Here is a 21,262-nt window from a genome sequence, read left to right as displayed (position 1 = left end):
TCATCCAATTGAGATGTGCTCTTTCAAGTGGGCGCATCGTAATCACTATGATGGCCACTAGCAAGCATCTGATTAAACAACAAGACGAACTGTTCATTGAGGTCTGTAGGAGATCGCCCTATATGTCGCAGGGGTTTCCCTGATGCCGTTTATAAATCAGCGCATTTTCCCGGCTCCCGCCAAACCATTGTCCCAGAGCCTCGGCCGCAGCCGGGCGAGTTTACCTGACGCCCGCACCCTCGAGCGGCGTGCAGCATGCCAAATTCAAAAAAAAATAGAAGTAGGACACTTCCTAAAATGACCGGGTTCCATCGAGAAGTTTGCAGCGACAACGATCAATGCAAAAAGTGCCACTATAGTGATGGCATTTCATTATTCTGAAACTTTACTCCCCCGGCAAATACTGGCACTTCGATAGTTATCCGAGCCGCGTCCTACAGACACTTCTCGCATTCCAACCAAGACTTCCACACCGGAATACTCTGACAAATTTCAGGGATACTTCTTACATCAATTAGTTTGCCGCGCCGCTAGCTTGCCCTGGCAACTTTTCATGCGCGGCGATCAGGGAGGACGGTATCGCGCTTTGACTCACTTTGCTTAAGGACAAGCCCATGTTCGGCAAAGGCCACTGCGCGCCATTCTCACTGCATATCCCGGCCATTCGTCACGACTTCAAGGTGCTCGCGTTCACTGGCACCGAAGCGATCAGTCAGCTGTACGCATTTCGCATCGAGCTGGTGAGCGAGTACGCGGACTTCGATCTGGAAAGCCTGCTCAGCCAGCTTGCTTTTCTGCAATTCGGGTTAGCGGGCGAAGGCATTCACGGGCGGATCGAAAATGTCATGCTCGGCGAATCGGGAAAGCGCCTGACCCGCTATGAGCTGTCACTGGTACCGGCGCTGCATTATCTGCAAATGAGCCACGACCAGCGGATTTTTCAGCAACTGACAGTGCCGCAGATCATCGCGCAAGTCCTCAAAGGCCATGGCATCCAGGCCGATGACTTCACGTTCAATGTCGCCGCCGGTGAGCCTCGTGAGTACTGCACGCAATACGGCGAAAGCGACTTCCTGTTCATTCAGCGTCTGTGCGCCGAAGAGGGTATTGCCTGGCACCACCAGCATTCGCTCGACAGGCACTTGCTGGTGTTCAGCGACAGCCCGGTGTTCGCGCGCAAATTGGGCACCACACCCTTCAGGGTCGATAGCGGCATGGTCGCCGAACACCCGGTGGTCAACCACCTGAGCATGGGCTTCAACACCCGTACCAGCACGGTCACCCGCCGCGACTATGACCTCAAGCGCCCAAGCCTGCTGCTGGAAAGCCGCTTCACCGCCGAGTTCACGCCGGCTCTGGAGGACTATCGCTATCCACTGCTGATCAAGTCCGAGAAGCACGGCAAACAGCTGGCGCGTCAGGCATTGGAGCGCCATCGCAGCGACTATCAATGGATTGAAGGCAAAAGCAATCAGCCGATTTTGCGCAGCGGTCACCTGTTCGAGCTGAGCGAACATCCCAGGGCCGACTGCAACGAGTTGTGGCTGCTGGTCAGTCTCAGTCACGAAGGCAAGCAACCGGCGGTGCTCGAAGAGGCTTTCAGCAGCGAGGCGAAACCTGCCGATGGTTTTTCCCAGGGTTACCGCAATACCTTCAGGGCCATTCCCGCAGAGGTGGTTTACCGTCCGCCTTTGCCCGCGCCAAGGCCCTTGCTGGTCTGCCAGACCGCGCGCGTTACCGGGCCTCCCGGAGAAGAGATCTTCTGTGATGAATACGGCAGGGTTCGTGTCGAGTTTCCTTGGGATCGCGCTGAACGCAACAGCGAAAAAAGCAGCTGCTGGTTACGCGTAGCTTCCAGTTGGGCAGGTGACGGATTCGGTGCGGTGACCATTCCCCGGGTCGACATGGAAGTGGTCGTGACCTTCCAGGAAGGCGACCCGGACCAACCGCTGATTACCGGCTGCATCGCCAACAAGGTCAATGCCGTCGCCCATCCCTTGCCGGCGAGTAAAACCCGCACGGTATTACGCAGCCAGAGCTCACCGCGCAATGGCGGCTACAACGAACTGTCGATCGAGGATCGCGCCGGGCAGGAGAAAATCTGCCTGCGCGCGCAGCGCGACCTCGAGCAACTGATCCTCAACGACAGCCGCAGCCTGATCAAGCGCGACCGCCATGAGCATGTCGGCAATGACAGCACCAGTCTCATCGAGGGCAGGGATTCGCGCACTCATCAAGGGCTGCGCAGCACCGTGATCAACGCCGATGACTTGTTGCAGGTCAGCGGCACCAGCAGCCAGACCCTGGGCGCTCTGGTGATCCAGGCCGGCCAGCAGGCGCATGTCACGGCAAGCAACGTGGTGATCGATGCCGGCATGAGCCTGACGCTGTCAGCGGGCGGCCATCACATCGTGATCAATGCCGGCGGGATTTTCAGCAGCGTGCCCATCGTTCAGGGCGGCGCGCCACTGCCGGGTCTCGCACCGCTACAACCGCTGCAGGTTGAGGCCGGCCTGCCAGCTGCGATCAACGCCACGCCGCTGTCGATCGTCAACAGTGCCCGCCAGCAGGCAGCGGATTTTTGCCCGCTGTGCGAAGCCTGCGCAGCGGGTCTGTGCGAGCTGGGAGAAGTCGCATGAGCCCGGTCGAACAATGGTTGCACGCTCAGTCCCGCGCCGGCTGCGATCTGTATCTGATGCTCGACACCGACGGCCACAGCGCAGAGCACGCTGCGTTGACCCGCGACCTCGGCACCGAGCGGTTTCGTCCGCTCTACACCGGCACGCCGGCCGAGTCGCTGGTGCCGACCGGCCCGCTGCTGTTGCAGATCGATACGGCGCAGCATCCCGCGATCCAGACCTTGCTCGCCACGCCCGAGCGCAATTGGGGCTGGCTGGCCAGTGCCCGTCACGTCGAACTTGATCTGCTGGCGGCGCATTGGCGCGATCGCCTGATAACCGGCGAACGTCCGAATCAGGCGGTGTACCGCGTGCATGACAACCGGGTTCTGGGACGTGCGCTGGCGCACCTGCAACCCGAGCACCGCGCGGCGTTTCTCGGGCCATTCAACAGCGTTTGCTATTGGCACGCAGAACGATGGAACGCCATCGACAACCCGGACCCCGGCCACCACCCGCTGCCGATGGATCCGCCGTGGCTGCACACGCCGACCCCGGAACTGATCTACGCCAACGTGCTGTTCGACAACACCCGCCGTTACCTGGTCGGCGAACACACCGAAGCCATGGCCGAGCTGGCCGAACAACTGGACGTCGATGAATGGTTGTGGGGCCTGATTCAACTGACGCACCTGTGGGGCTGGCAACAACCGGAGCACGTGCATTTCTTGCTGACCCGCAGTTTGCAGTTACCGGGATATCGGCCAGGCAAATCATGGCTGCCCAAACCCGGTGAAGATCCGGCGATGCATTTTGAGCGGGTATATCAGGAAGCGTTGTATTGGCAGGGAGAGGTAGGTCGATGAGGAACTTGAAACGAGGGTTGCTGCTGAGTGGTTGCCTGGGATTGCTGGTGGGCTGTACGACGGTGAAGACCCCGAACACCTTTATGTTTGTTCCGGATTTTCCACCTGGATTCAAGTACGACCTGACGGCCACCTATGTTCCGGCCAAGGGCCAAACATGCACCGTGCCTGGCGGGAGAAACACTCAGCTGGGATACAACAAAACCAATATGAAGTACCAAGGGACTTCCGAGATCCCGCTGTACAGAACCGTAAGCGAATGTCCGCTGGCGCTGAATTACATCGAGATCAAGGTCATCGGTATTTATGGTTCAGGGCGAAGCAACTTCAGCTATGACTACGCCTCGATTGCTGTACGTCCGGAGTTGCTGGAACGACAGATGGGTAGTTTCAGAGATGACGAGACAGCTGAGTTCTTTGGTGAGTGCATGTGGTCTTTTCGCACCGTCGGTCCACATCGTTCCCTGATCAAACTGCTGACCTGCAAAAACATGGACGCACAGGGAAACGTGCTGCGAACGAGACCTTCCACGGCGTACACATTGACTCAACTTGAGGGCAAAAAGGTGACGCTGAAGGTCAGGCTGGCAAGTGAAGAACTTCCAGCCATCGGCGATACCTGGATCAAAGTACCCCGCGGCTGGAAGCGCTGTATGGGTGACAACTTCGAGGATCAATACGCCTTTTGCTACGGCAACGACAAAGATTTCAGCACTTTCAAAATGGTCGATGGGCGGGTTTGCACCATCTATCCGGGATGCACGGAGCAAGGGGCACCATGAACATTGAGACTCTCTCGGCGACCGATTTGCGCTTCATGCAGGGCGACATACATGCCTGCCCTAAACGCGGCCATCGTACCAGCTTCCAGCTAGTGGACGAGTTCGGCGACGGTAAGCCATACGCTGGTCTGTCTTACGAAGTGATTGATTACGAAGACACGGTCCATAGCGGAAAACTTGATGCGACTGGATCTGCAAAGATCGACGATCATTATTGCGGTCCACTAGTACTCAAATTGAAGAGCCGCTATCAAGGCAGCGAAAAATCTTACACATTTTTGCAAAAGCGCCCCCACTATCCCCTCCCCATCACCGAACTCCAGGTCCGCGCCGAAAAAACCCGCTTCTTCCACAAAACAGGCACTCGCACCCAAGCGAACCCCGCCAAGGACCTGCCCGAAACCGACGCGTACTGTCAGGTCGAAGTCAGTGAACTGGTAAAACACATCGCCCACTTGCCGCCGCTGGCTGCTCGTCGCGACGCTCCGAAGAGGGCGGCGCACAAGCTCATGCGCCCCGCTGCGAAGTCCAGAGACTTCACGGTCGTCGATAAAACTTCTGCGGATGGCGGACTGCACACCATCTTGAGTGCGGCGGAGATGGCCACCGTCGAGTTGGGGTTTTCCCCGCCGCCGCCCAAGGGCGTCGCACTGCTGCCGAACAAACACCATGTGCTGGAAGTACGGCCGATGAGAGCGCTACGGCCAATGCTGTCGACAGGCGACGCGTTCTGCGCGCTCAACCTTTATCAGCTGTCGGTGATGGCGACGCTGAGCTACACCGATTTCGGACAGGAACCCAACACTCAACCGGTGCAGACCGACACGGTAAGCTTTCCGCTACAGCCCAGCAGCGGCAACTGGTTCGGCCACGCGCTGCCGCAGTTCGATGAGTTGTGGAAGGTCGATGACTCACAATCGCAGAAATACTATCCACTGTATGAAGACGTGCCGTATTCGAAACGCCTGGAAGTGGTGCCGTTTGACCCGAATCTTTACCCCGAAGTGAATGACCCCGCGTTAGGGAATCAACAAGAACACCCCGCCAGACTGCATTTTTTCGATGATCGCAAACAGGTCGAAAGCACGGACACTCAGGCTTTCATCTGCCACCACGACGAACTGATCCTGATCAGCGTACGCGGTACCAGTGAGATCTGGCCCGACGGCCGGCGTGACGGCGATGCCTATCAGGTTCCCTTTGCCGAAGGCGAAGGCAAAGTGCACCGCGGTTTCTACGGTGGCGCTTTGGCGGCTTATCTATTTATCGTGACTTATCTGGAAAAATTCTACAGCGGGCAAAAGCTGCTGATCACGGGTCACAGTCTGGGCGGTGCAGTTGCACTGATCCTGTCCGAGATGCTGAGACGCAACCTGGAGTTCTCCCCGCAAATCGTGCTCTACACCTACGGCGCCCCCCGCGCCGGCGACACCACCTTCATCGAAAGCGCCAAAGCATTGGCCCACCACCGCATCGTCAATCAGAACGACCCGGTTCCGAGCGTCCCCGCCACATGGATGAATACTTTCGCCAAGCCGAAGGAAATGTATGCGGCCAACGTGGGACTAGTGGCCCTGCATCCAGTTGGAGGTTTCGCATTTCTGATCCTGGGAATGATCAACTTACTGGGAGATGACTATGGGCATCACGGTGATTTGCGTCATTTCATGCCGGTGACATTTGGCGAAGGTCACAAGTCGTCGATTCTGTGGAAACCGGGTTGCAGCACGATCATCGATCACGGCTGCGCCAAGGCCCTGCACGCTACCAACGGCTTACCCGAACGCGAATCGTTTTTGCGGCAGTTGTTCTCCGCAGGTCACCACTCAATGGTCGGCAGCTACATCCCCGGCTGCTGGGCCAGCTTGCGCCGTTGGCAGGAAGCACTGCAGCTCAAGCGTTCGCTGGTGACCAATCGCGAATACGAGTGGATCAGCAGCGCCCTGGAGAATATTCAGCAACAGCTGCGGGCCGTTAAGCGCGATCTGCAAAACAACCACCGTTCTTACGTGCGAGAGCAGGAGAGCGTGCACAAGACGCTGATGCTCAATCAGGAAATAGACAAGATCAGCATGACCATGGCCCGCCTGACAGCGCTGCGCAGTCAACGGGTCACCGAGGTCGACGTTTACGGCAGCTATGCCGACCAGCCCGAATGGGTCGAGGAAGGTCTGCTGCGCTGGAACGCCCATCCTGAAAACCTGGTTCAGGAGCAACTGGCGATGATCCCGCCAGCCGCTGAAGACCACGATGCCGCTATCGCCGCGATGACCGGAGGGCATGCGGTTGGCGCGCCGTTTCGGCTGGATATTGATTCGTTCATTTAACTTAATCAGTCAACAAGGAAGTACCGATGCTCTCGTTGTCCCCCAAGTTAAACTTCGTCACTGCAACGCACTCGATCCGCGCTTTGTTATTGGCCAGCTTCATAATATTTGGAACTGGATGCAATTCGTTCTCCAGTTCGGCAACACTGAACATGGACATCCCTGCGAATTTTAGCGTCACCGCCGAAGCGTACTATCAGCCGTTTTCCCCATATTACTGTTACGCGCCAGAAAACTACGCAAGAGACCCCAACCTTGGAGTCAAAAAATTTAAACAACCTTGGCAACCCACTGCGCAGACCGCCAAGTTCAACGTCAAATTACTTCCCAGCATTGGGGGCTGTCTCACGCTCCTCAGCGAAATCAAGATCTGGATCATGGACATGACTGAGGATCCAGAGAAACTTGGCTTAAGCGCCGTCTGGATACATATTAATGACCTGGCAGATGAACCACTGGACGAGCATGGGTCGAACGAGAACTTGCTTTCAGTCGAGTGTAAATATGCGGACTCCCGGTTAAGTAAAGTCTTCAAATATGAATTGGTATGCAAAGGGCAGAGTACGAACGATGAAATTTTGGGCAGGCTACGAATTGAGCAATTCCAGGATAAGCCATTGCGATTAACAGTTCGGATGACCGAGTAGTCGGCGTGCTGCCCGATGCTTAAGTCCCAATGACTGCCGCAAGCTGGCTAGGCAGCTTGGTCATGTCCGCTATCAAACGCAGTCTGAGCGCGAAGGACTGGGGCACAATGATCAAAGGTCACGGCGGAATCCTCGATTGGATGGACTCGATATGCTTCGCGGCACCGCTCTTCTTTCACCTGACGCGTTACTTCTTCTCCGTCTGATCTAGACGAATGCTCCAACCACAAAAAATGGGCACCCGACCGCAATCGGTGTGCCCATTTTCATTTGCGGTTCTCCCCGTCATTCAGGGGAGCACGCCGCCATCAAGGATTGACGCTGTCTTTCAACGATTTGCCTGGCTTGAACGCAACGGTGTTGCTGGCCTTGATCTTGACCGGTTCGCCGGTCTGCGGGTTTTTGCCGGTGCGGGCGCCGCGGTGGCGTTGCAGGAAGGTGCCGAAGCCGACCAGCGTCACGCTGTCCTTGCGGTGCAGGGCGCCGGTGATTTCTTCGAGGACGGCGTTGAGGACGCGATTGGCCTGTTCTTTGGTCAGGTCTGCCTTTTCGGCGATTGCAGCGGCGAGTTCTGGTTTACGCATTAGTGAAGCCCCTTTGACGGTTTTTTGTTGTTATGTCCGTGCTGTTCTCGTTGGAACAGCGCCCAAGGCGCCGCAGGCTCTACTCTGCGGCAGACGGGAGTGAGAATGGCACGCCGCCAACGGCGGCGCCAGTCTCCCCAAGACCTTTGTCGGGGCAAAAGAGCGGTGTTTGCGACAGAACGACCGGCATTTACGCCAGCAGCGGCGGCAGCTGTTTGTTCAGGGCCAGTTTTTCCATGACTGCCCCGCCGGTCAGGGCGTATCCGAGTAACTGACCGTCGGCACTGTGGCACAGCGCTTTGATGTCGGCGCCCTGCCCTTCGACGCTCCAAACGCCTTCGCTGCCCCGTGGCGGCGGCGAAACCACCAGCGGGCACACCGGGGTTTTCACGGTGATCGGCATCGGCCCGTAGCTGACTGCGGTCGGGTTTCCGGCGAGGGTTTGCGCCAACGCGCGCGCGCAACTCATTAGCGGCATCACGTAAAGCAGGTTGAGCCCGTCGACTTCGGCGCAATCGCCCAAGGCGTAAATGTTGGCGTGGGAGGTTTTCAGGTAACGATCGACCATCACGCCGCGATTGACCTGCACGCCGGCAGCTGCCGCCAGATCGATGCGCGGGCGCAGGCCGATCGCCGAGACCACTACATCGCAGGGGATGATCTGGCCATCGGACAGGTGCGCTTCGAGGCCATCGGCGACTTTCTCCAGGCGGGTCAGCACCGGGCCGAGGTGAAACTTCGCCCCGATACTTTCCAGCCCGGCCTGCACGGCCGCCGCAGCGGCAGGATGCAAAAGCATTGGCATGACTTGTTCGCACGGCGCGACCAGTTGCACTTCGTAGCCGCCGAGAATCAGGTCATTGGCGAATTCGCAGCCGATCAGCCCGGCGCCGAGCACCAAGACCCGACGCTTGCCCGCCGCTGCGGCACGAAAGCGCGCGTAGTCTTCGAGATCGTTGATCGGAAATACCAGTTCCGCGCCGTCGCCTTCGATCGGCACGCGCACGGTTTCCGCGCCCCAGGCCAGGATCAGATCACGATAAGGCACGGCTTCTTCACCGATCCACAAGCGTTTGTGGCCGGCGTCGATGCCGCTGATGCGCGTGTGGGTGCGCACTTCGGCCTTCAACTGCTCGGCCATGGCGCCGGGTTCGGCCATGCTCAGGCCGTCGGCATCCTTGTTCTTGCCGAAGCCGGTGGAGAGCATCGGCTTGGAGTAAGAGCGGCCGTCATCGGCGGTGATCAGCAGCAGCGGGGTTTCGCTGTCGAGCTTGCGAAACTCGCGGGCCAGGTTGTAGCCCGCAAGCCCGGTGCCGATGATGACGACTGGTGCGCTCATGCCTTACTCCTTGGTTGTGTTCAGTTAATTTCGATCATTTCGAAGTCCATCTTGCCGACGCCGCAGTCGGGGCACAGCCAGTCTGCCGGGACGTCTTCCCAGCGGGTGCCCGGCGCGATGCCGTCATCCGGCCAGCCCTCGGCTTCGTTATAGATCAGGCCACAGACGATACATTGCCACTTCTTCATTCAGGTACTTCCTCAGGGTTCAGGCGTAGTGCCGGCGCGGACGGTCGATGGGTGCTGCGTTGCCATCCGGCTCAGGGCGTTTTGTACTGAGGGTGCCGGGCAGATGCAAGCCTGTTCGCCGCAACGGCAGCCGGCGCCGCTCGATCTTGTCGCCCGCCATGGTAAGCTCGCCGCCTCATTTGCGGCCAATAATGACTCATTGTGCAACATTCAAATGCCTGCCCCGCCCCGCTCTGGCTGACCCAAGACCGCCTGACGCCCCGCCCCGATCCGTTGACCCTGGACTGGTTGTTCGACGAAGGTTCGCTGACCCGCCGTTTGACCCGTTTGTCCGAGGATGGCTTCAGCGTGTCGCCGTTGTTCGAAGGCTGGGACACCCTGCGCGCTGATGAATGCGCGGCACTGGATCTGGCCGAGGGCAGCGAAGGCTGGGTGCGTGAGGTGTATTTGCGTGGTCATGGCGAAGCCTGGGTGTTTGCCCGCAGCGTCGCCTCGCGCGCCGCCCTGCAAGGTGATGGTTTGCACATGGATGAACTGGGCAGCCGCTCGCTGGGCGAATTGCTGTTTTGCGATCGCGCATTTCAACGCCGCGCCATTGAAGTCTGCCAGTACCCTGAACAATGGTTGCCGCCAGCGGTGCAAGCCCCTGAATTGTGGGGCCGGCGTTCGCGTTTCGACCGTGGCACGCTGAGCGTGCTGGTCGCGGAAATCTTCCTGCCGAGCCTGTGGGACGCCGCCCGCGCCCATCCGGAGAACTGCTGATGTATCAGAGCCTGCTCAAGTCCCTCAACCGTCTGAACCCGCGCGCCTGGGATTTCGTTCAGTTGACGCGCATGGACAAGCCGATCGGCATTTACCTGCTGCTGTGGCCGACGCTGTGGGCGTTGTGGATTGCCGGCAAGGGTTCGCCGTCCCTGGCCAACATTGTCATCTTCGTCCTCGGCGTGGTGCTGACCCGTGCCGGCGGCTGCGTGATCAACGACTGGGCTGACCGCAAGGTCGACGGCCACGTCAAACGCACCGCGCAACGGCCGCTGGCCGCTGGCCGGATCAGCTCGAAGGAAGCGCTGGTGTTCTTTGCCGTGCTGATGGGCATCAGTTTTCTGCTGGTGCTGTGCACCAATGCGCCGACGATCTGGCTGTCGCTGGGCGGTCTGGCGCTGGCATTCACGTATCCGTTCATGAAGCGCTACACCTATTACCCGCAAGTGGTGCTGGGCGCGGCGTTCTCCTGGGGCATGCCGATGGCCTTTACCGCCGAGACCGGCGAGTTGCCAGCGGCGGCGTGGCTGCTGTGGATCGCCAACCTGCTGTGGACGGTGGGCTACGACACTTATTACGCGATGACCGATCGTGATGACGATCTGAAGATCGGCGTGAAATCCACGGCGATTCTGTTTGGCGAGGCAGATCGGGGGATCATCCTCAGCTTGCAGGCGCTGTCATTGGGCTGTCTGATCCTGGCCGGGTCGAAGTTCGAGCTGGGGATCTGGTTCCACCTCGGTTTGCTGGTGGCTGCGGGATGTTATGCGTGGGAGTTCTGGTACACGCGCAGCAAGGACCGCATGCGCTGCTTCCAGGCGTTCTTGCATAACCACTGGGCAGGCTTGGCGATCTTTGTCGGGATCGTGCTCGATTACGCATTGCGCTGATGCATGACACCCGTGGGAGCGAGCCTGCTCGCGAAGGCGTCATGGCAGTCACCTCTGCGATAACTGATACACCGCTTCGCGAGCAGGCTCGCTCCCACAGGGTTTTGGACCGTAGTTATTTGGCCTTGGCGACTTTCCACGCGCCGTCCATTTTGCCGTCGCCGGTCATGTCGCCGGCCTTCTTGTCCATCACAAAGGTGTACAGCGGCATGCCCTGGTAGGCCCATTGCTTGCTGCCATCATCACGAGTGATTACCGTCCAGTCCCCCATCGACTTGTCATTCGCTGTCGCCATTAGCGGCGGCCAGTTTGCCGCGCACTTGTCGTTGCACGCGGACTTGCCAGCGGAGTCCTTGGCAAAGGTGTACAGGGTCATGCCCTTGTGGTCGGTGTACATGCCGTCCTTTTCCATCGCCGGATCGGCCGCCATGGCCAGCCCTGGCAATGTCAGGGCGGCAGCCAGCAGCAGGGCTTTGAACGAAGCAGTCATCTGAGTCATGGAAACCTTCTTTTGTGGTTGTCAGGATTCGGACTTAGAGCTTAGTCGAGGATGGGTGCAAATGTTGCGCGCCTGAAATACTGTCACACGACTGCAATAATTCCGTTATCTAATGCGGCGCAAGACAGTTAAATGACAAGAGGATTAAGGCATGGTTGGCAGGAGCATTCTGATCGTCGACGACGAAGCGCCCATTCGCGAAATGATCGCCGTGGCGTTGGAAATGGCCGGCTATGACTGCCTCGAGGCAGAGAACTCGCAGCAGGCTCACGCCATCATCGTCGACCGCAAACCGGACCTGATCCTGCTCGACTGGATGCTGCCCGGCACCTCGGGCATCGAACTGGCCCGGCGCCTCAAGCGTGACGAGCTGACCGGGGACATCCCGATCATCATGCTCACCGCCAAGGGCGAAGAGGACAACAAGATCCAGGGCCTGGAAGTCGGCGCCGACGACTACATCACCAAACCGTTTTCCCCGCGTGAACTGGTCGCCCGCCTCAAGGCTGTGCTGCGCCGCGCCGGACCGACCGATGGCGAAGCGCCGATCGAAGTCGGCGGCCTGCTGCTCGACCCGATCAGCCACCGCGTGACCATCGACGGCAAACCCGCCGAGATGGGCCCGACCGAATACCGCCTGCTGCAATTTTTCATGACCCATCAGGAACGCGCCTACACCCGTGGCCAGTTGCTTGACCAGGTCTGGGGTGGCAACGTCTACGTCGAAGAGCGCACCGTCGACGTGCACATCCGGCGCCTGCGCAAGGCCCTCGGCGACGCTTACGAAAATCTGGTACAAACCGTGCGCGGCACCGGCTACCGGTTCTCCACAAAAGCATGAAAGCAGCTGCAAGCTTTCAGCTACAAGCGGCAAGAAACAGCGAGCCGCTCTGACTTGCAGCTTGAAACTTGACGCTGCGGCTAAGGACGCCTCTGTGAATCAAAACTGGCATGGCACCCTGATTCGCCACATGCTGTTGCTGGTCACCGCCTGCCTGGTGATCGGCCTGATCACCGGCTATTACGGCTGGAGCCTCGCGGCGGGTCTGGGGCTTTATCTGGCCTGGACGCTCAAGCAATTGCTGCGTCTGCACGAATGGCTGCGCCAGCACCAACCCGACGAAGCGCCGCCCGATGGCTATGGTCTGTGGGGCGAGGTGTTCGACAGCATCTATCACCTGCAACGCCGCGACCAACGCGTGCGCGGGCGTCTGCAAGCGGTGATCGACCGGGTGCAGGAATCCACCGCCGCGCTGAAAGACGCGGTGATCATGCTCGACAGTGACGGCAATCTCGAATGGTGGAACCGCGCCGCCGAAACCCTGCTCGGCCTGAAGACTCCGCAGGACAGCGGCCAACCGGTGACCAACCTGGTGCGCCATCCGCGCTTCAAGGAATACTTCGAGCAGGACAGCTTCGCCGAGCCATTGGAAATCCCTTCGCCGACCAACGATCGCGTGCGCATTCAGCTGTACCTGACCCGCTACGGCAACAATGAACACCTGATGCTGGTCCGCGACGTGACGCGCATTCATCAGCTGGAACAGATGCGCAAGGACTTCATTGCCAACGTCTCCCACGAGCTGCGCACACCGCTGACGGTGATCTGCGGCTATCTGGAAACCCTGCTGGACAATGTCGAAGAAGTGAACCCGCGCTGGAGCCGAGCCCTACAGCAGATGCAGCAACAGGGCGGGCGCATGCAGACGCTGCTCAACGACCTGTTGCTGCTGGCCAAGCTGGAAGCCACCGACTATCCGTCGGACAACCAGCCAGTGCAGATCGACACCTTGCTGCAATCGATTACCAGCGATGCGCAGCAGTTGTCCGGGGCGAAAAACCAGCGCATCAGCCTCGAGGCCAATGCCGGAGTGCTGCTCAAGGGCAGCGAAGCGGAGTTGCGCAGCGCGTTCTCCAATCTGGTGTTCAACGCGGTCAAGTACACCCCGGCCGAAGGCAACATCCGCATTCGCTGGTGGGGCGACGATCAGGGCGCACACCTGAGCGTGCAGGATTCCGGCATCGGTATCGACAGCAAACACCTGCCGCGCCTGACCGAGCGTTTCTACCGCGTCGATTCCAGCCGCAACTCCAACACCGGCGGCACCGGCCTCGGCCTGGCCATCGTCAAGCACGTGCTGCTGCGCCACCGCGCGCGAATGGAGATCAGCAGCGTGCCCGGCCACGGCAGCACGTTTACCTGCCATTTCGCCCCGGCCCAAGTGGCCAGCGCACGGGCGATCAGCGCCACCGAGTGATGCCGCCCGGCACACGCCACTAGGCAATCGCACGGTCAGCCGCTACATTGGCTGACTTGTGCCTGCCTTTCAGGCGCTGTTTCTCCCTAATTTCGAATCACACGGAACCCGCAAAACTCCATCATGGACCCTTCCCCTGGCTTGTCCCTCGCGACCATTTTTGCCGACTTCGGCATGATTCTTTTTGCTCTGATCCTGGTTTTGCTCAACGGTTTTTTCGTTGCAGCGGAATTCGCCATGGTCAAATTGCGCTCGACCCGGGTCGAGGCCATCGCTGAACAACATGGCTGGCGCGGACATATCCTGCGCACCGTGCACAGTCAGCTCGATGCCTACCTGTCGGCGTGCCAGCTCGGCATCACCCTCGCCTCTCTCGGTCTGGGCTGGGTCGGTGAACCGGCGTTCGCGCATATTCTCGAGCCGCTGCTGAGCGCAGTCGGCGTCGACTCGCCAGAGATCATCAAAGGCGTGTCGTTCTTCACCGCGTTCTTCATCATTTCGTACCTGCACATCGTGGTCGGCGAGCTGGCGCCCAAGTCATGGGCGATCCGCAAACCCGAGCTTTTGTCGCTGTGGACCGCGGTGCCGCTGTACCTGTTCTACTGGGCGATGTACCCGGCGATCTACCTGCTCAATGCCAGCGCCAACGCGATTTTGCGTATCGCCGGGCAAGGTGAACCCGGCCCGCACCATGAACACCATTACAGCCGCGAAGAACTGAAACTGATCCTGCACTCCAGCCGTGGCCAGGATCCGAGCGATCAGGGCATGCGCGTATTGGCCTCGGCCGTAGAAATGGGCGAGCTGGAAGTGGTCGACTGGGCCAATTCCCGCGAAGACCTGATCACCCTGGAGTTCAACGCGCCGCTGAAGGAAATCCTGGCGATGTTCCGTCGCCACAAGTTCAGCCGTTATCCGGTGTACGACAGCGAGCGCCAAGAGTTCGTCGGCTTGCTGCACATCAAGGATCTGCTGCTGGAACTTGCGGCGCTGGACCACATTCCCGAGTCGTTCAACCTCGCCGAGCTGACCCGCCCGCTGGAGCGCGTATCGCGGCACATGCCGCTGTCGCAGCTGCTGGAGCAGTTCCGCAAGGGCGGCTCGCACTTCGCCGTGGTCGAGGAGGCTGACGGCAACATCATCGGCTACCTGACCATGGAAGACGTGCTGGAAGTGCTGGTCGGTGATATCCAGGACGAGCACCGCAAGGCAGAGCGCGGCATCCTTGCCTATCAGCCGGGCAAGCTGCTGGTGCGTGGCGATACGCCGTTGTTCAAGGTCGAACGTCTGCTGGGCATCGATCTTGATCACATCGAAGCGGAAACCCTTGCCGGGCTGGTTTACGAAACCCTGAAACGGGTGCCGGAAGAGGAAGAAGTGCTGGAAGTCGAAGGCCTGCGGATCATCATAAAGAAGATGAAAGGGCCGAAGATTGTTCTGGCCAAGGTGTTGATGCTCGATTGATGGGAGTTTGGGGGGCTCTTGTGGCGAGGGGATTTATCCCCGTTGGACGGCGCAGCCGTCCCAAAACCATTGAATGCAGTCAGTTAGTACAGAGTTGCAATATTTGGGGCCGCTTCGCGGCCCAACGGGGATAAATCCCCTCGCCACAAAAACCCTCAACACCCTATCGCGCCTACTGCTTGCCCAACGCAAAGTTGGGCAACGCCCCCAGCGGCTGGTTGAACTGATAGGGAATCGACACCAGCCCCTCTCCGGTATTGCGCTGCACCACGAAGTGCAGGTGCGGGCCGCTGCTGTTGCCGGTGTTGCCCGACAGCGCCAGCGGGCTGCCGACCTTGACCCGCTGGCCTTCGCGCACACTCACCGAACCCTGTTTCAGATGCAGGTACACGCCCATCGTGCCGTCGTCGTGCAGCACCCGGACGAAATTGCCGGAGGCATCGGTACCGCGCCCGCTCTGGGAATTCTCGGTTTTCACCACTACTCCCGCTCGCGCGGCGATGATCGGCGTGCCCACCGGCATGGCGATGTCCATGGCGTAGCGGTTCTTCGGCCCGTAGTGGCTGTATTGGCCGTTGGCGCCCTGACTCAGGCGAAACGGCCCGCCACGCCAGGGCAGCGGATAGCGATAGCTCTGTGCGGTGCCTGCGGGGTCGCCCAGCGAATACTGGAACTGCGGCGAATACACCAGCGGCTGGTCACGGCTGATCGCCGTCAGCAGCGCCAGCCGTGTGTTGCTGCGCGGCGGCAGCACGCGACGGATCGCCCGCGCGGGCACGCCGCGCACATTGCTCGTGCCAATGAAGGCCAGGGCAACCTCGACCGGCGCGTACAAATCGTTGCGCGCAAACACCACGTCGACGCCTTTCTGCTTCTTGATGTCCAGGTACACCTGGCGGTCGAGGCGCTCGACCATACGGTCCTGAAACACGAACACCTTTGCGCCTTTGCTCGGGCGGTCGCTGTACGAGACCACGCCGTTGGCGTCGGTGGATTTGTAGATGGTCATGGCCATCGCCAGCTGGGAGGCCAGGCAGAGACCGCAGAAAAACAGCAGGCGCGCGAGCATGGGCAGAAGTCTGTCGAAGGAAGGCCTGGGAATCAGCCTAGCAGCTGAGACAGACCAGGCTAGTCGACAGATGTTTCAAATGATCGTCCCCACGCTCTGCGTGGGGATGCAGCCCGGGACGCTCTGCGTCCCCTGCACAGAGGACACGGAGCGTCCGGTTGAGGGATTCCTTTGCTGCGCGTGGGAACGATCAGAGCACGGGAGACAAGTGGTGTTTTGGCTGGCCCCTTCGCGAGCAGGCTCGCTCCCACATTTGGAATGCGTTCCAGGGTGGGAGCGAGCCTGCTCGCGAAGGCGGCCTATCGGGCGACGAAGCTTACGCGCCGGGTACGAAATGCTTCTGCGCCGTGCCCCGGGCGATCAGGCGCGAGATGTAGTCGAGCTTCTGCGCATCCTGGTCGACAAAGCGGAAGGTCAGTTGCAGCCAGTCGCTGTCGGCTTTCTGCTCGTGGGCGACGATGGCGTGCAGGTAACCATTGAGGCGCGCGATCTCGGCGTTGTCGCCCTGCTCCAGATCGAGCACGGCGCTGTCGAGGATCTGCGGCAGGGTCTCGGTGCGCTTCACTACCAGCAGCGCTTCCTTGATGCTCAAGGCCTTGATCACGCATTGCTGAGTACCGCTCGGCAGGCGCAACTGGCCCTGACCACGACCGCCCACCGGCGCCTTGGATGCACCGGGCGCCTGAACTGGCGGGCTGTTGAGCAAACCGCGCGACGGCGCAGCGGCTGGAGCGGGTGCAGCAGCGGCAGGCCTGGCCGCAGCGCCGCCGACCACGGCAGGCTTGCCGCCGGTCAGTGCGCTCAGGGAATCGTTGCCGAATGCCGAATTCATCTTGGTCGGCGCGCTGTTCATCAAGGTGTCGAGCTTGCCGACCTTGTTCAGTGCCTGCTTGACCTTGGTCAGCAGCTGCTCGTTGGTGAACGGCTTGCTGACGTAACCGGATACGCCGGCCTGAATCGCTTGCACGACGTTTTCCTTGTCACCACGGCTGGTGACCATGACGAACGGCATGGTCTTGAGGTTGTCCTGCTCGCGGCACCAGGTCAGCAGTTCGAGGCCGGACATTTCCGGCATTTCCCAGTCGCACAGCACCAGGTCGAAAGCCTCTTTGGCCAGCATCGCCTGGGCCTTTTTGCCGTTGATGGCGTCCTCGGTGCGGATCCCCGGGAAGTAATTACGCAGGCACTTTTTCACCAGGTCACGAATGAACGAAGCATCGTCCACGACCAACACACTGATCTTGCTCATCCAACACCCCTATTAAAATCCCGGCAAGCATAACGCTGGCTGATGGCACATTGCCAAAACTCTTCAGTCACGCCGGGACTTTTCGTTCGCGGGTGCTGCTTTTAATTCGAATCCGCTTCTGAAAAGCAGAAACAAAAACGCCCGGCCAGAGGGCCGGGCGCTTTTCTCAGGCAATCTTACTTATCGTCAGCTTCGCCCGGAACATTAGCGGTTTCAGCGCTTGTGCCTTCAACTTCTTCTTTCATGCGCTTGAGGCCCATGTGACGCACATCGGTGCCGCGCACAAGGTAGATCACCAGTTCGGAGATGTTGCGCGCATGATCGCCGATGCGCTCCAGGGAACGCAGGACCCAGATGATGCTCAGCACCCGCGAGATAGAGCGCGGGTCTTCCATCATGTAGGTGGCCAGCTCACGCAAAGCGGTTTTGTATTCGCGATCGATGATCTTGTCGTACTGCGCCACCGACAAGGCCAGATCGGCGTCAAAACGCGCGAAGGCGTCCAGCGCATCACGAACCATGTTGCGCACCTGGTCGCCAATGTGACGGACCTCGACGTAACCGCGCGGCGCTTCACCTTCTTCGCACAACTGGATGGCACGACGGGCGATCTTGGTGGCTTCGTCGCCGATACGCTCGAGGTCGATCACCGACTTCGAAATGCTGATGATCAAACGCAGGTCAGAGGCTGCCGGCTGACGACGGGCGAGAATGCGCAGGCATTCTTCGTCGATGTTGCGTTCCATCTGGTTGATCTGGTCGTCGATCTCACGGACCTGCTGAGCCAGGCCGGAGTCGGCCTCGATCAGCGCCGTGACCGCGTCGTTGACCTGCTTCTCGACCAGCCCGCCCATGGCAAGGAGGTGACTGCGCACTTCCTCCAGTTCAGCGTTGAACTGCGCGGAAATGTGATGGGTAAGGCCTTCTTTGGAAATCATTGTTCGCTCCGCGAAAGTTGCAAGCTTCAAGCTGCAAGCTTCAAGCAGTTATGTATAAGTCCTGATATCGCACCAATTCTTTCTTGCCGCGTGAAGCTTGCGGCTTGCCGCTGCTGCAATCAGCCATAGCGACCGGTGATGTAGTCTTCGGTCTGCTTCTTCGCCGGATTGGTGAACAGAGTATCGGTGTCGCCGAATTCCACCAGTTTGCCCATGTACATGAACGCGGTGTAGTCGGACACCCGTGCCGCCTGTTGCATGTTGTGGGTCACGATGACGATGGTGAACTTGGACTTCAGCTCGTAGATCAGCTCTTCGACTTTCAGCGTCGAGATCGGGTCGAGAGCGGAGCAAGGTTCGTCGAGCAGCAGCACTTCCGGCTCGACCGCGATGGTGCGCGCGATCACCAGACGCTGCTGCTGACCACCGGACAGGCCGAGGGCCGAGTCGTGCAGGCGGTCTTTGACCTCGTCCCACAGTGCTGCGCCTTTCAACGCCCATTCAACGGCTTCGTCGAGGATGCGCTTCTTGTTGATGCCCTGGATGCGCAGGCCATAGACCACGTTTTCGTAGATGGTCTTCGGGAACGGGTTGGGCTTCTGGAACACCATGCCGACGCGACGACGCAGTTCGGCAACGTCTTCGCCCTTGCGATAGATGTTGTTGCCGTACAGGTTGATCGCGCCCTCGACACGGCAGCCGTCGACCAGATCGTTCATCCGGTTGAAGGTACGCAGCAGCGTCGACTTACCGCAGCCGGACGGGCCGATGAACGCGGTCACACGCTGCTTCGGGATGTTCATGCTGACGTCGAACAGTGCCTGTTTGTCGCCGTAGTACAGGCTCAGGCCCGGCACTTCGATGGCAACGGTTTCCTGCGCCAGGTCCAGGCTCTGCTTGTCGCGGCCCAGGGCAGACATGTTGATGCCGTGGCTGTGTGTTTCGTGCTGCATGGGAGGCTCCCTGTGCTAACAAATTCGGTTCGGTTTTTGTAGGAGTGAGCCTGCTCGCGATTCAGGCGCTGCGGTTTGTCTATGAAACCGCGGTGATGCCTTCGCGAGCAGGCTCGCTCCCACATGGAAATCAGTGCTGCAAAATCAGCTGTCCAGTGCTTTGTATTTTTCGCGCAGGTGGTTGCGGATATACACTGCCGACAGGTTCAGCGTCGCGATCACCAGCACCAGCAGCAGCGCGGTGGCGTAAACCAGCGGGCGGGCTGCTTCGACGTTGGGGCTCTGGAAGCCGACGTCATAAATGTGGAAGCCCAAGTGCATGATCTTCTGGTCCAGGTGCAGGTACGGGTAGTTGCCGTCCACCGGCAGCGACGGCGCCAGTTTCACCACACCCACCAGCATCAGCGGCGCCACTTCACCGGCGGCACGGGCCACGGCAAGGATCATCCCGGTCATCATGGCCGGGCTGGCCATCGGGATAACGATTTTCCACAGCGTTTCCGCTTTGGTCGCGCCGAGGGCCAACGAACCTTCACGCACAGTGCGGGGAATCCGCGCCAGACCTTCTTCGGTCGCCACGATCACCACCGGCACGGCCAGCAGCGCGAGGGTCAGCGAAGCCCAGAGCAGGCCCGGCGTACCGAACGTCGGCGCCGGCAGAGCTTCAGGGAAGAACAAGCGGTCGACCGAGCCACCCAGCACGTAAACGAAAAAGCCCAGGCCGAACACGCCGTAAACGATCGCCGGTACGCCGGCGAGGTTGTTCACCGCGATACGAATGACGCGAGTCAGGGTGTTCTGCTTGGCATATTCGCGCAGGTACACCGCTGCCAGCACGCCGAACGGTGTAACGATCATCGCCATGATCAGGGTCATCATCACGGTGCCGAAGATCGCCGGGAAGATCCCGCCTTCGGTGTTCGCTTCACGCGGGTCGTCCGAGAGGAATTCCCAGATCTTGCTGAAGTAGAAGCCGACCTTGGTCAAGGTACTCATGCCGTTCGGCTGGTAGGCATGCACGACCTTGCCCAGACCGATTTCGATTTCCTTGCCGTTGGCGTCACGGGCGGTCAAGGCGTCGCGGTTGAACTGAGCATGCAAATCAGACAGACGTGCTTCGATGTCTTTGTAGCGCGCGTCCAGCTCGGCGCGCTCGGATTCCATGTCCGCTTGTGCGGTGGCGTCGAGTTTGCCTTCCAGCTCCAGCTTGCGGCCATGCAGTCGGATGCGTTCGAGGCCGGCATTGATCGCGCCGATGTCGGTTTTTTCCAGCGTTTTCAGTTGAGCCGCAAGATCGTTCACACGGTCGATGCGCGCTTGCAGTTCGGGCCATGCGGCCTCGCCTTCGGCGATGACCTTGCCATCCTGTTTGACGTTGACCAAATAGCCGTAGAAGTTGCCCCACTCGCGACGCTCGATCGCCATCAGCTCGGGCGGCGTGGTCTGCTTGGTCAACCACTCGCCAACGATCCAGGTGAAGTCGTTGCCGTTCAGGTCACGGTTGCCGACCTTGATCAGCTCGCGGGTCATGAATTCCGGACCTTCGTCCGGCACCGGCAGACCGGCACTCTTCAGACGTGCGCGCGGCACTTCTTCTTTCTGCACCACTTCGCCGATCACCAGGTGATTGGCCTGGCCCGGTACGTCGTAATGCGCGTGGATCAGGTCCGCCGGCCAGAAGTGACCGAGACCGCGCACGGCAATCACCGCCAACAGGCCAATGGTCATGATGACCGCGATGGACACCGCGCCACCGCTGATCCAGACGCCCGGGGCGCCGCTCTTGAACCATCCTTTCAGGGAGTTCTGTTTCACAGACTTCTACCTTT

General features: G+C 59.7%; 19 protein-coding genes and 1 pseudogene. 11 read left to right on the top strand and 9 right to left on the bottom strand.

Annotated features, from left to right (window positions below):
• The first annotated feature begins 614 nt into the window (after positions 1-614).
• From tssI to ACV8MC_RS07085, 6 genes and pseudogenes are all read left to right on the top strand, one after another.
• On the top strand, positions 615-2,639 hold the full coding sequence (gene tssI, locus ACV8MC_RS07110; RefSeq protein WP_457264892.1) for a type VI secretion system tip protein TssI/VgrG: 2,025 nt from the start codon (positions 615-617) through the stop codon (positions 2,637-2,639).
• A complete protein-coding gene (locus ACV8MC_RS07105) occupies positions 2,636-3,484 on the top strand; it encodes a DUF4123 domain-containing protein (protein WP_095181220.1) in 849 nt (282 codons plus the stop codon). Before tssI ends, ACV8MC_RS07105 begins: the two co-directional genes overlap by 4 nt.
• Positions 3,481-4,266, top strand: a complete 786-nt coding sequence (locus tag ACV8MC_RS07100) for a hypothetical protein (protein ID WP_236167788.1) — start codon at positions 3,481-3,483, stop codon at positions 4,264-4,266. Before ACV8MC_RS07105 ends, ACV8MC_RS07100 begins: the two co-directional genes overlap by 4 nt.
• The gene (locus ACV8MC_RS07095) at positions 4,263-6,593 is read left to right on the top strand and encodes a lipase family protein (RefSeq protein WP_236167789.1); all 2,331 of its coding nucleotides are present in this window, start codon (positions 4,263-4,265) and stop codon (positions 6,591-6,593) included. Before ACV8MC_RS07100 ends, ACV8MC_RS07095 begins: the two co-directional genes overlap by 4 nt.
• A 26-nt stretch (positions 6,594-6,619) precedes the next feature.
• Entirely contained in the window at positions 6,620-7,240 is a 621-nt protein-coding gene (locus ACV8MC_RS07090) for a hypothetical protein (RefSeq protein ID WP_143497966.1), read from the top strand.
• A 44-nt stretch (positions 7,241-7,284) separates the two neighbouring features.
• Positions 7,285-7,446, top strand: a pseudogene (locus ACV8MC_RS07085) (phosphatidate cytidylyltransferase); the annotation flags it as partial.
• A gap of 102 nt (positions 7,447-7,548) precedes the next feature.
• Here ACV8MC_RS07085 and ACV8MC_RS07080 read toward each other — a convergent pair.
• The 3 genes from ACV8MC_RS07080 to ACV8MC_RS07070 all read right to left on the bottom strand — a co-directional run bounded on the left by ACV8MC_RS07080 (position 7,549) and on the right by ACV8MC_RS07070 (position 9,351).
• The gene (locus ACV8MC_RS07080) at positions 7,549-7,824 is read right to left on the bottom strand and encodes an HU family DNA-binding protein (protein WP_003213368.1); all 276 of its coding nucleotides are present in this window, start codon (positions 7,822-7,824) and stop codon (positions 7,549-7,551) included.
• Between the two features lie 190 nt (positions 7,825-8,014).
• A complete protein-coding gene (locus ACV8MC_RS07075) occupies positions 8,015-9,163 on the bottom strand; it encodes an NAD(P)/FAD-dependent oxidoreductase (RefSeq protein WP_236167790.1) in 1,149 nt (382 codons plus the stop codon).
• 20 nt (positions 9,164-9,183) lie between these two features.
• Positions 9,184-9,351, bottom strand: a complete 168-nt coding sequence (locus ACV8MC_RS07070; RefSeq protein ID WP_053148867.1) for a rubredoxin — start codon at positions 9,349-9,351, stop codon at positions 9,184-9,186.
• 201 nt (positions 9,352-9,552) lie between these two features.
• Here ACV8MC_RS07070 and ACV8MC_RS07065 point away from each other — a divergent pair, with 201 nt between their 5' ends.
• Together ACV8MC_RS07065 and ubiA are read left to right on the top strand one after the other, a co-directional pair.
• A complete protein-coding gene (locus tag ACV8MC_RS07065) occupies positions 9,553-10,113 on the top strand; it encodes a chorismate--pyruvate lyase family protein (RefSeq protein WP_457264889.1) in 561 nt (186 codons plus the stop codon).
• Positions 10,113-11,003: a 4-hydroxybenzoate octaprenyltransferase gene (gene ubiA, locus ACV8MC_RS07060; RefSeq protein WP_236167791.1), complete on the top strand. Its 891-nt coding sequence runs from the start codon at positions 10,113-10,115 to the stop codon at positions 11,001-11,003. Before ACV8MC_RS07065 ends, ubiA begins: the two co-directional genes overlap by 1 nt.
• 115 nt (positions 11,004-11,118) lie before the next feature.
• Here the strand turns inward: ubiA and ACV8MC_RS07055 are convergent, their stop codons facing one another.
• Positions 11,119-11,502, bottom strand: a complete 384-nt coding sequence (locus ACV8MC_RS07055) for a COG4315 family predicted lipoprotein (RefSeq protein ID WP_073470882.1) — start codon at positions 11,500-11,502, stop codon at positions 11,119-11,121.
• A gap of 151 nt (positions 11,503-11,653) precedes the next feature.
• Between ACV8MC_RS07055 and phoB the strand changes: the two genes are divergently transcribed.
• The 3 genes from phoB (at position 11,654) to ACV8MC_RS07040 (ending at position 15,224) form a co-directional block, all read left to right on the top strand.
• Entirely contained in the window at positions 11,654-12,343 is a 690-nt protein-coding gene (gene phoB, locus ACV8MC_RS07050) for a phosphate regulon transcriptional regulator PhoB (protein ID WP_007896474.1), read from the top strand.
• Positions 12,344-12,473: 130 nt separating this feature from the next.
• Entirely contained in the window at positions 12,474-13,760 is a 1,287-nt protein-coding gene (gene phoR, locus ACV8MC_RS07045) for a phosphate regulon sensor histidine kinase PhoR (RefSeq protein ID WP_221264854.1), read from the top strand.
• A 123-nt stretch (positions 13,761-13,883) separates the two neighbouring features.
• Entirely contained in the window at positions 13,884-15,224 is a 1,341-nt protein-coding gene (locus ACV8MC_RS07040; protein ID WP_016772486.1) for a hemolysin family protein, read from the top strand.
• A 172-nt stretch (positions 15,225-15,396) separates the two neighbouring features.
• Here ACV8MC_RS07040 and ACV8MC_RS07035 read toward each other — a convergent pair whose 3' ends face one another.
• The 5 genes from ACV8MC_RS07035 to pstA form a co-directional block, all read right to left on the bottom strand.
• Complete coding sequence (locus ACV8MC_RS07035; protein ID WP_041476599.1) at positions 15,397-16,293, bottom strand: peptidoglycan DD-metalloendopeptidase family protein; 897 nt, start codon at positions 16,291-16,293, stop codon at positions 15,397-15,399.
• 316 nt (positions 16,294-16,609) lie between these two features.
• On the bottom strand, positions 16,610-17,542 hold the full coding sequence (locus ACV8MC_RS07030; RefSeq protein ID WP_041476598.1) for a response regulator: 933 nt from the start codon (positions 17,540-17,542) through the stop codon (positions 16,610-16,612).
• A gap of 176 nt (positions 17,543-17,718) precedes the next feature.
• A complete protein-coding gene (phoU, locus tag ACV8MC_RS07025) occupies positions 17,719-18,480 on the bottom strand; it encodes a phosphate signaling complex protein PhoU (protein WP_016772483.1) in 762 nt (253 codons plus the stop codon).
• 119 nt (positions 18,481-18,599) lie between these two features.
• The gene (gene pstB, locus ACV8MC_RS07020; protein ID WP_071172078.1) at positions 18,600-19,433 is read right to left on the bottom strand and encodes a phosphate ABC transporter ATP-binding protein PstB; all 834 of its coding nucleotides are present in this window, start codon (positions 19,431-19,433) and stop codon (positions 18,600-18,602) included.
• A gap of 144 nt (positions 19,434-19,577) precedes the next feature.
• Complete coding sequence (gene pstA / locus ACV8MC_RS07015) at positions 19,578-21,248, bottom strand: phosphate ABC transporter permease PstA (protein ID WP_016772481.1); 1,671 nt, start codon at positions 21,246-21,248, stop codon at positions 19,578-19,580.
• Positions 21,249-21,262: the final 14 nt, after the last annotated feature.

This window comes from Pseudomonas sp. PK-RTE-24, from assembly GCF_054052265.1.
This window is presented reverse-complemented; position numbering and strand designations above follow the sequence as displayed.

What these genes read in the sequence shown, in the direction of transcription:
- tssI (WP_457264892.1), top strand. Translation starts at nt 615, where the DNA reads ATGTTCGGCAAAGGCCACTGCGCGCCATTCTCACTGCATATCCCGGCC.
- ACV8MC_RS07105 (WP_095181220.1), top strand. Translation starts at nt 2,636, where the DNA reads ATGAGCCCGGTCGAACAATGGTTGCACGCTCAGTCCCGCGCCGGCTGC.
- ACV8MC_RS07100 (WP_236167788.1), top strand. Translation starts at nt 3,481, where the DNA reads ATGAGGAACTTGAAACGAGGGTTGCTGCTGAGTGGTTGCCTGGGATTG.
- ACV8MC_RS07095 (WP_236167789.1), top strand. Translation starts at nt 4,263, where the DNA reads ATGAACATTGAGACTCTCTCGGCGACCGATTTGCGCTTCATGCAGGGC.
- ACV8MC_RS07090 (WP_143497966.1), top strand. Translation starts at nt 6,620, where the DNA reads ATGCTCTCGTTGTCCCCCAAGTTAAACTTCGTCACTGCAACGCACTCG.
- ACV8MC_RS07080 (WP_003213368.1), bottom strand. Translation starts at nt 7,824, where the DNA reads ATGCGTAAACCAGAACTCGCCGCTGCAATCGCCGAAAAGGCAGACCTG.
- ACV8MC_RS07075 (WP_236167790.1), bottom strand. Translation starts at nt 9,163, where the DNA reads ATGAGCGCACCAGTCGTCATCATCGGCACCGGGCTTGCGGGCTACAAC.
- ACV8MC_RS07070 (WP_053148867.1), bottom strand. Translation starts at nt 9,351, where the DNA reads ATGAAGAAGTGGCAATGTATCGTCTGTGGCCTGATCTATAACGAAGCC.
- ubiA (WP_236167791.1), top strand. Translation starts at nt 10,113, where the DNA reads ATGTATCAGAGCCTGCTCAAGTCCCTCAACCGTCTGAACCCGCGCGCC.
- ACV8MC_RS07055 (WP_073470882.1), bottom strand. Translation starts at nt 11,502, where the DNA reads ATGACTCAGATGACTGCTTCGTTCAAAGCCCTGCTGCTGGCTGCCGCC.
- phoB (WP_007896474.1), top strand. Translation starts at nt 11,654, where the DNA reads ATGGTTGGCAGGAGCATTCTGATCGTCGACGACGAAGCGCCCATTCGC.
- phoR (WP_221264854.1), top strand. Translation starts at nt 12,474, where the DNA reads ATGCTGTTGCTGGTCACCGCCTGCCTGGTGATCGGCCTGATCACCGGC.
- ACV8MC_RS07040 (WP_016772486.1), top strand. Translation starts at nt 13,884, where the DNA reads ATGGACCCTTCCCCTGGCTTGTCCCTCGCGACCATTTTTGCCGACTTC.
- ACV8MC_RS07035 (WP_041476599.1), bottom strand. Translation starts at nt 16,293, where the DNA reads ATGCTCGCGCGCCTGCTGTTTTTCTGCGGTCTCTGCCTGGCCTCCCAG.
- ACV8MC_RS07030 (WP_041476598.1), bottom strand. Translation starts at nt 17,542, where the DNA reads ATGAGCAAGATCAGTGTGTTGGTCGTGGACGATGCTTCGTTCATTCGT.
- phoU (WP_016772483.1), bottom strand. Translation starts at nt 18,480, where the DNA reads ATGATTTCCAAAGAAGGCCTTACCCATCACATTTCCGCGCAGTTCAAC.
- pstB (WP_071172078.1), bottom strand. Translation starts at nt 19,433, where the DNA reads ATGCAGCACGAAACACACAGCCACGGCATCAACATGTCTGCCCTGGGC.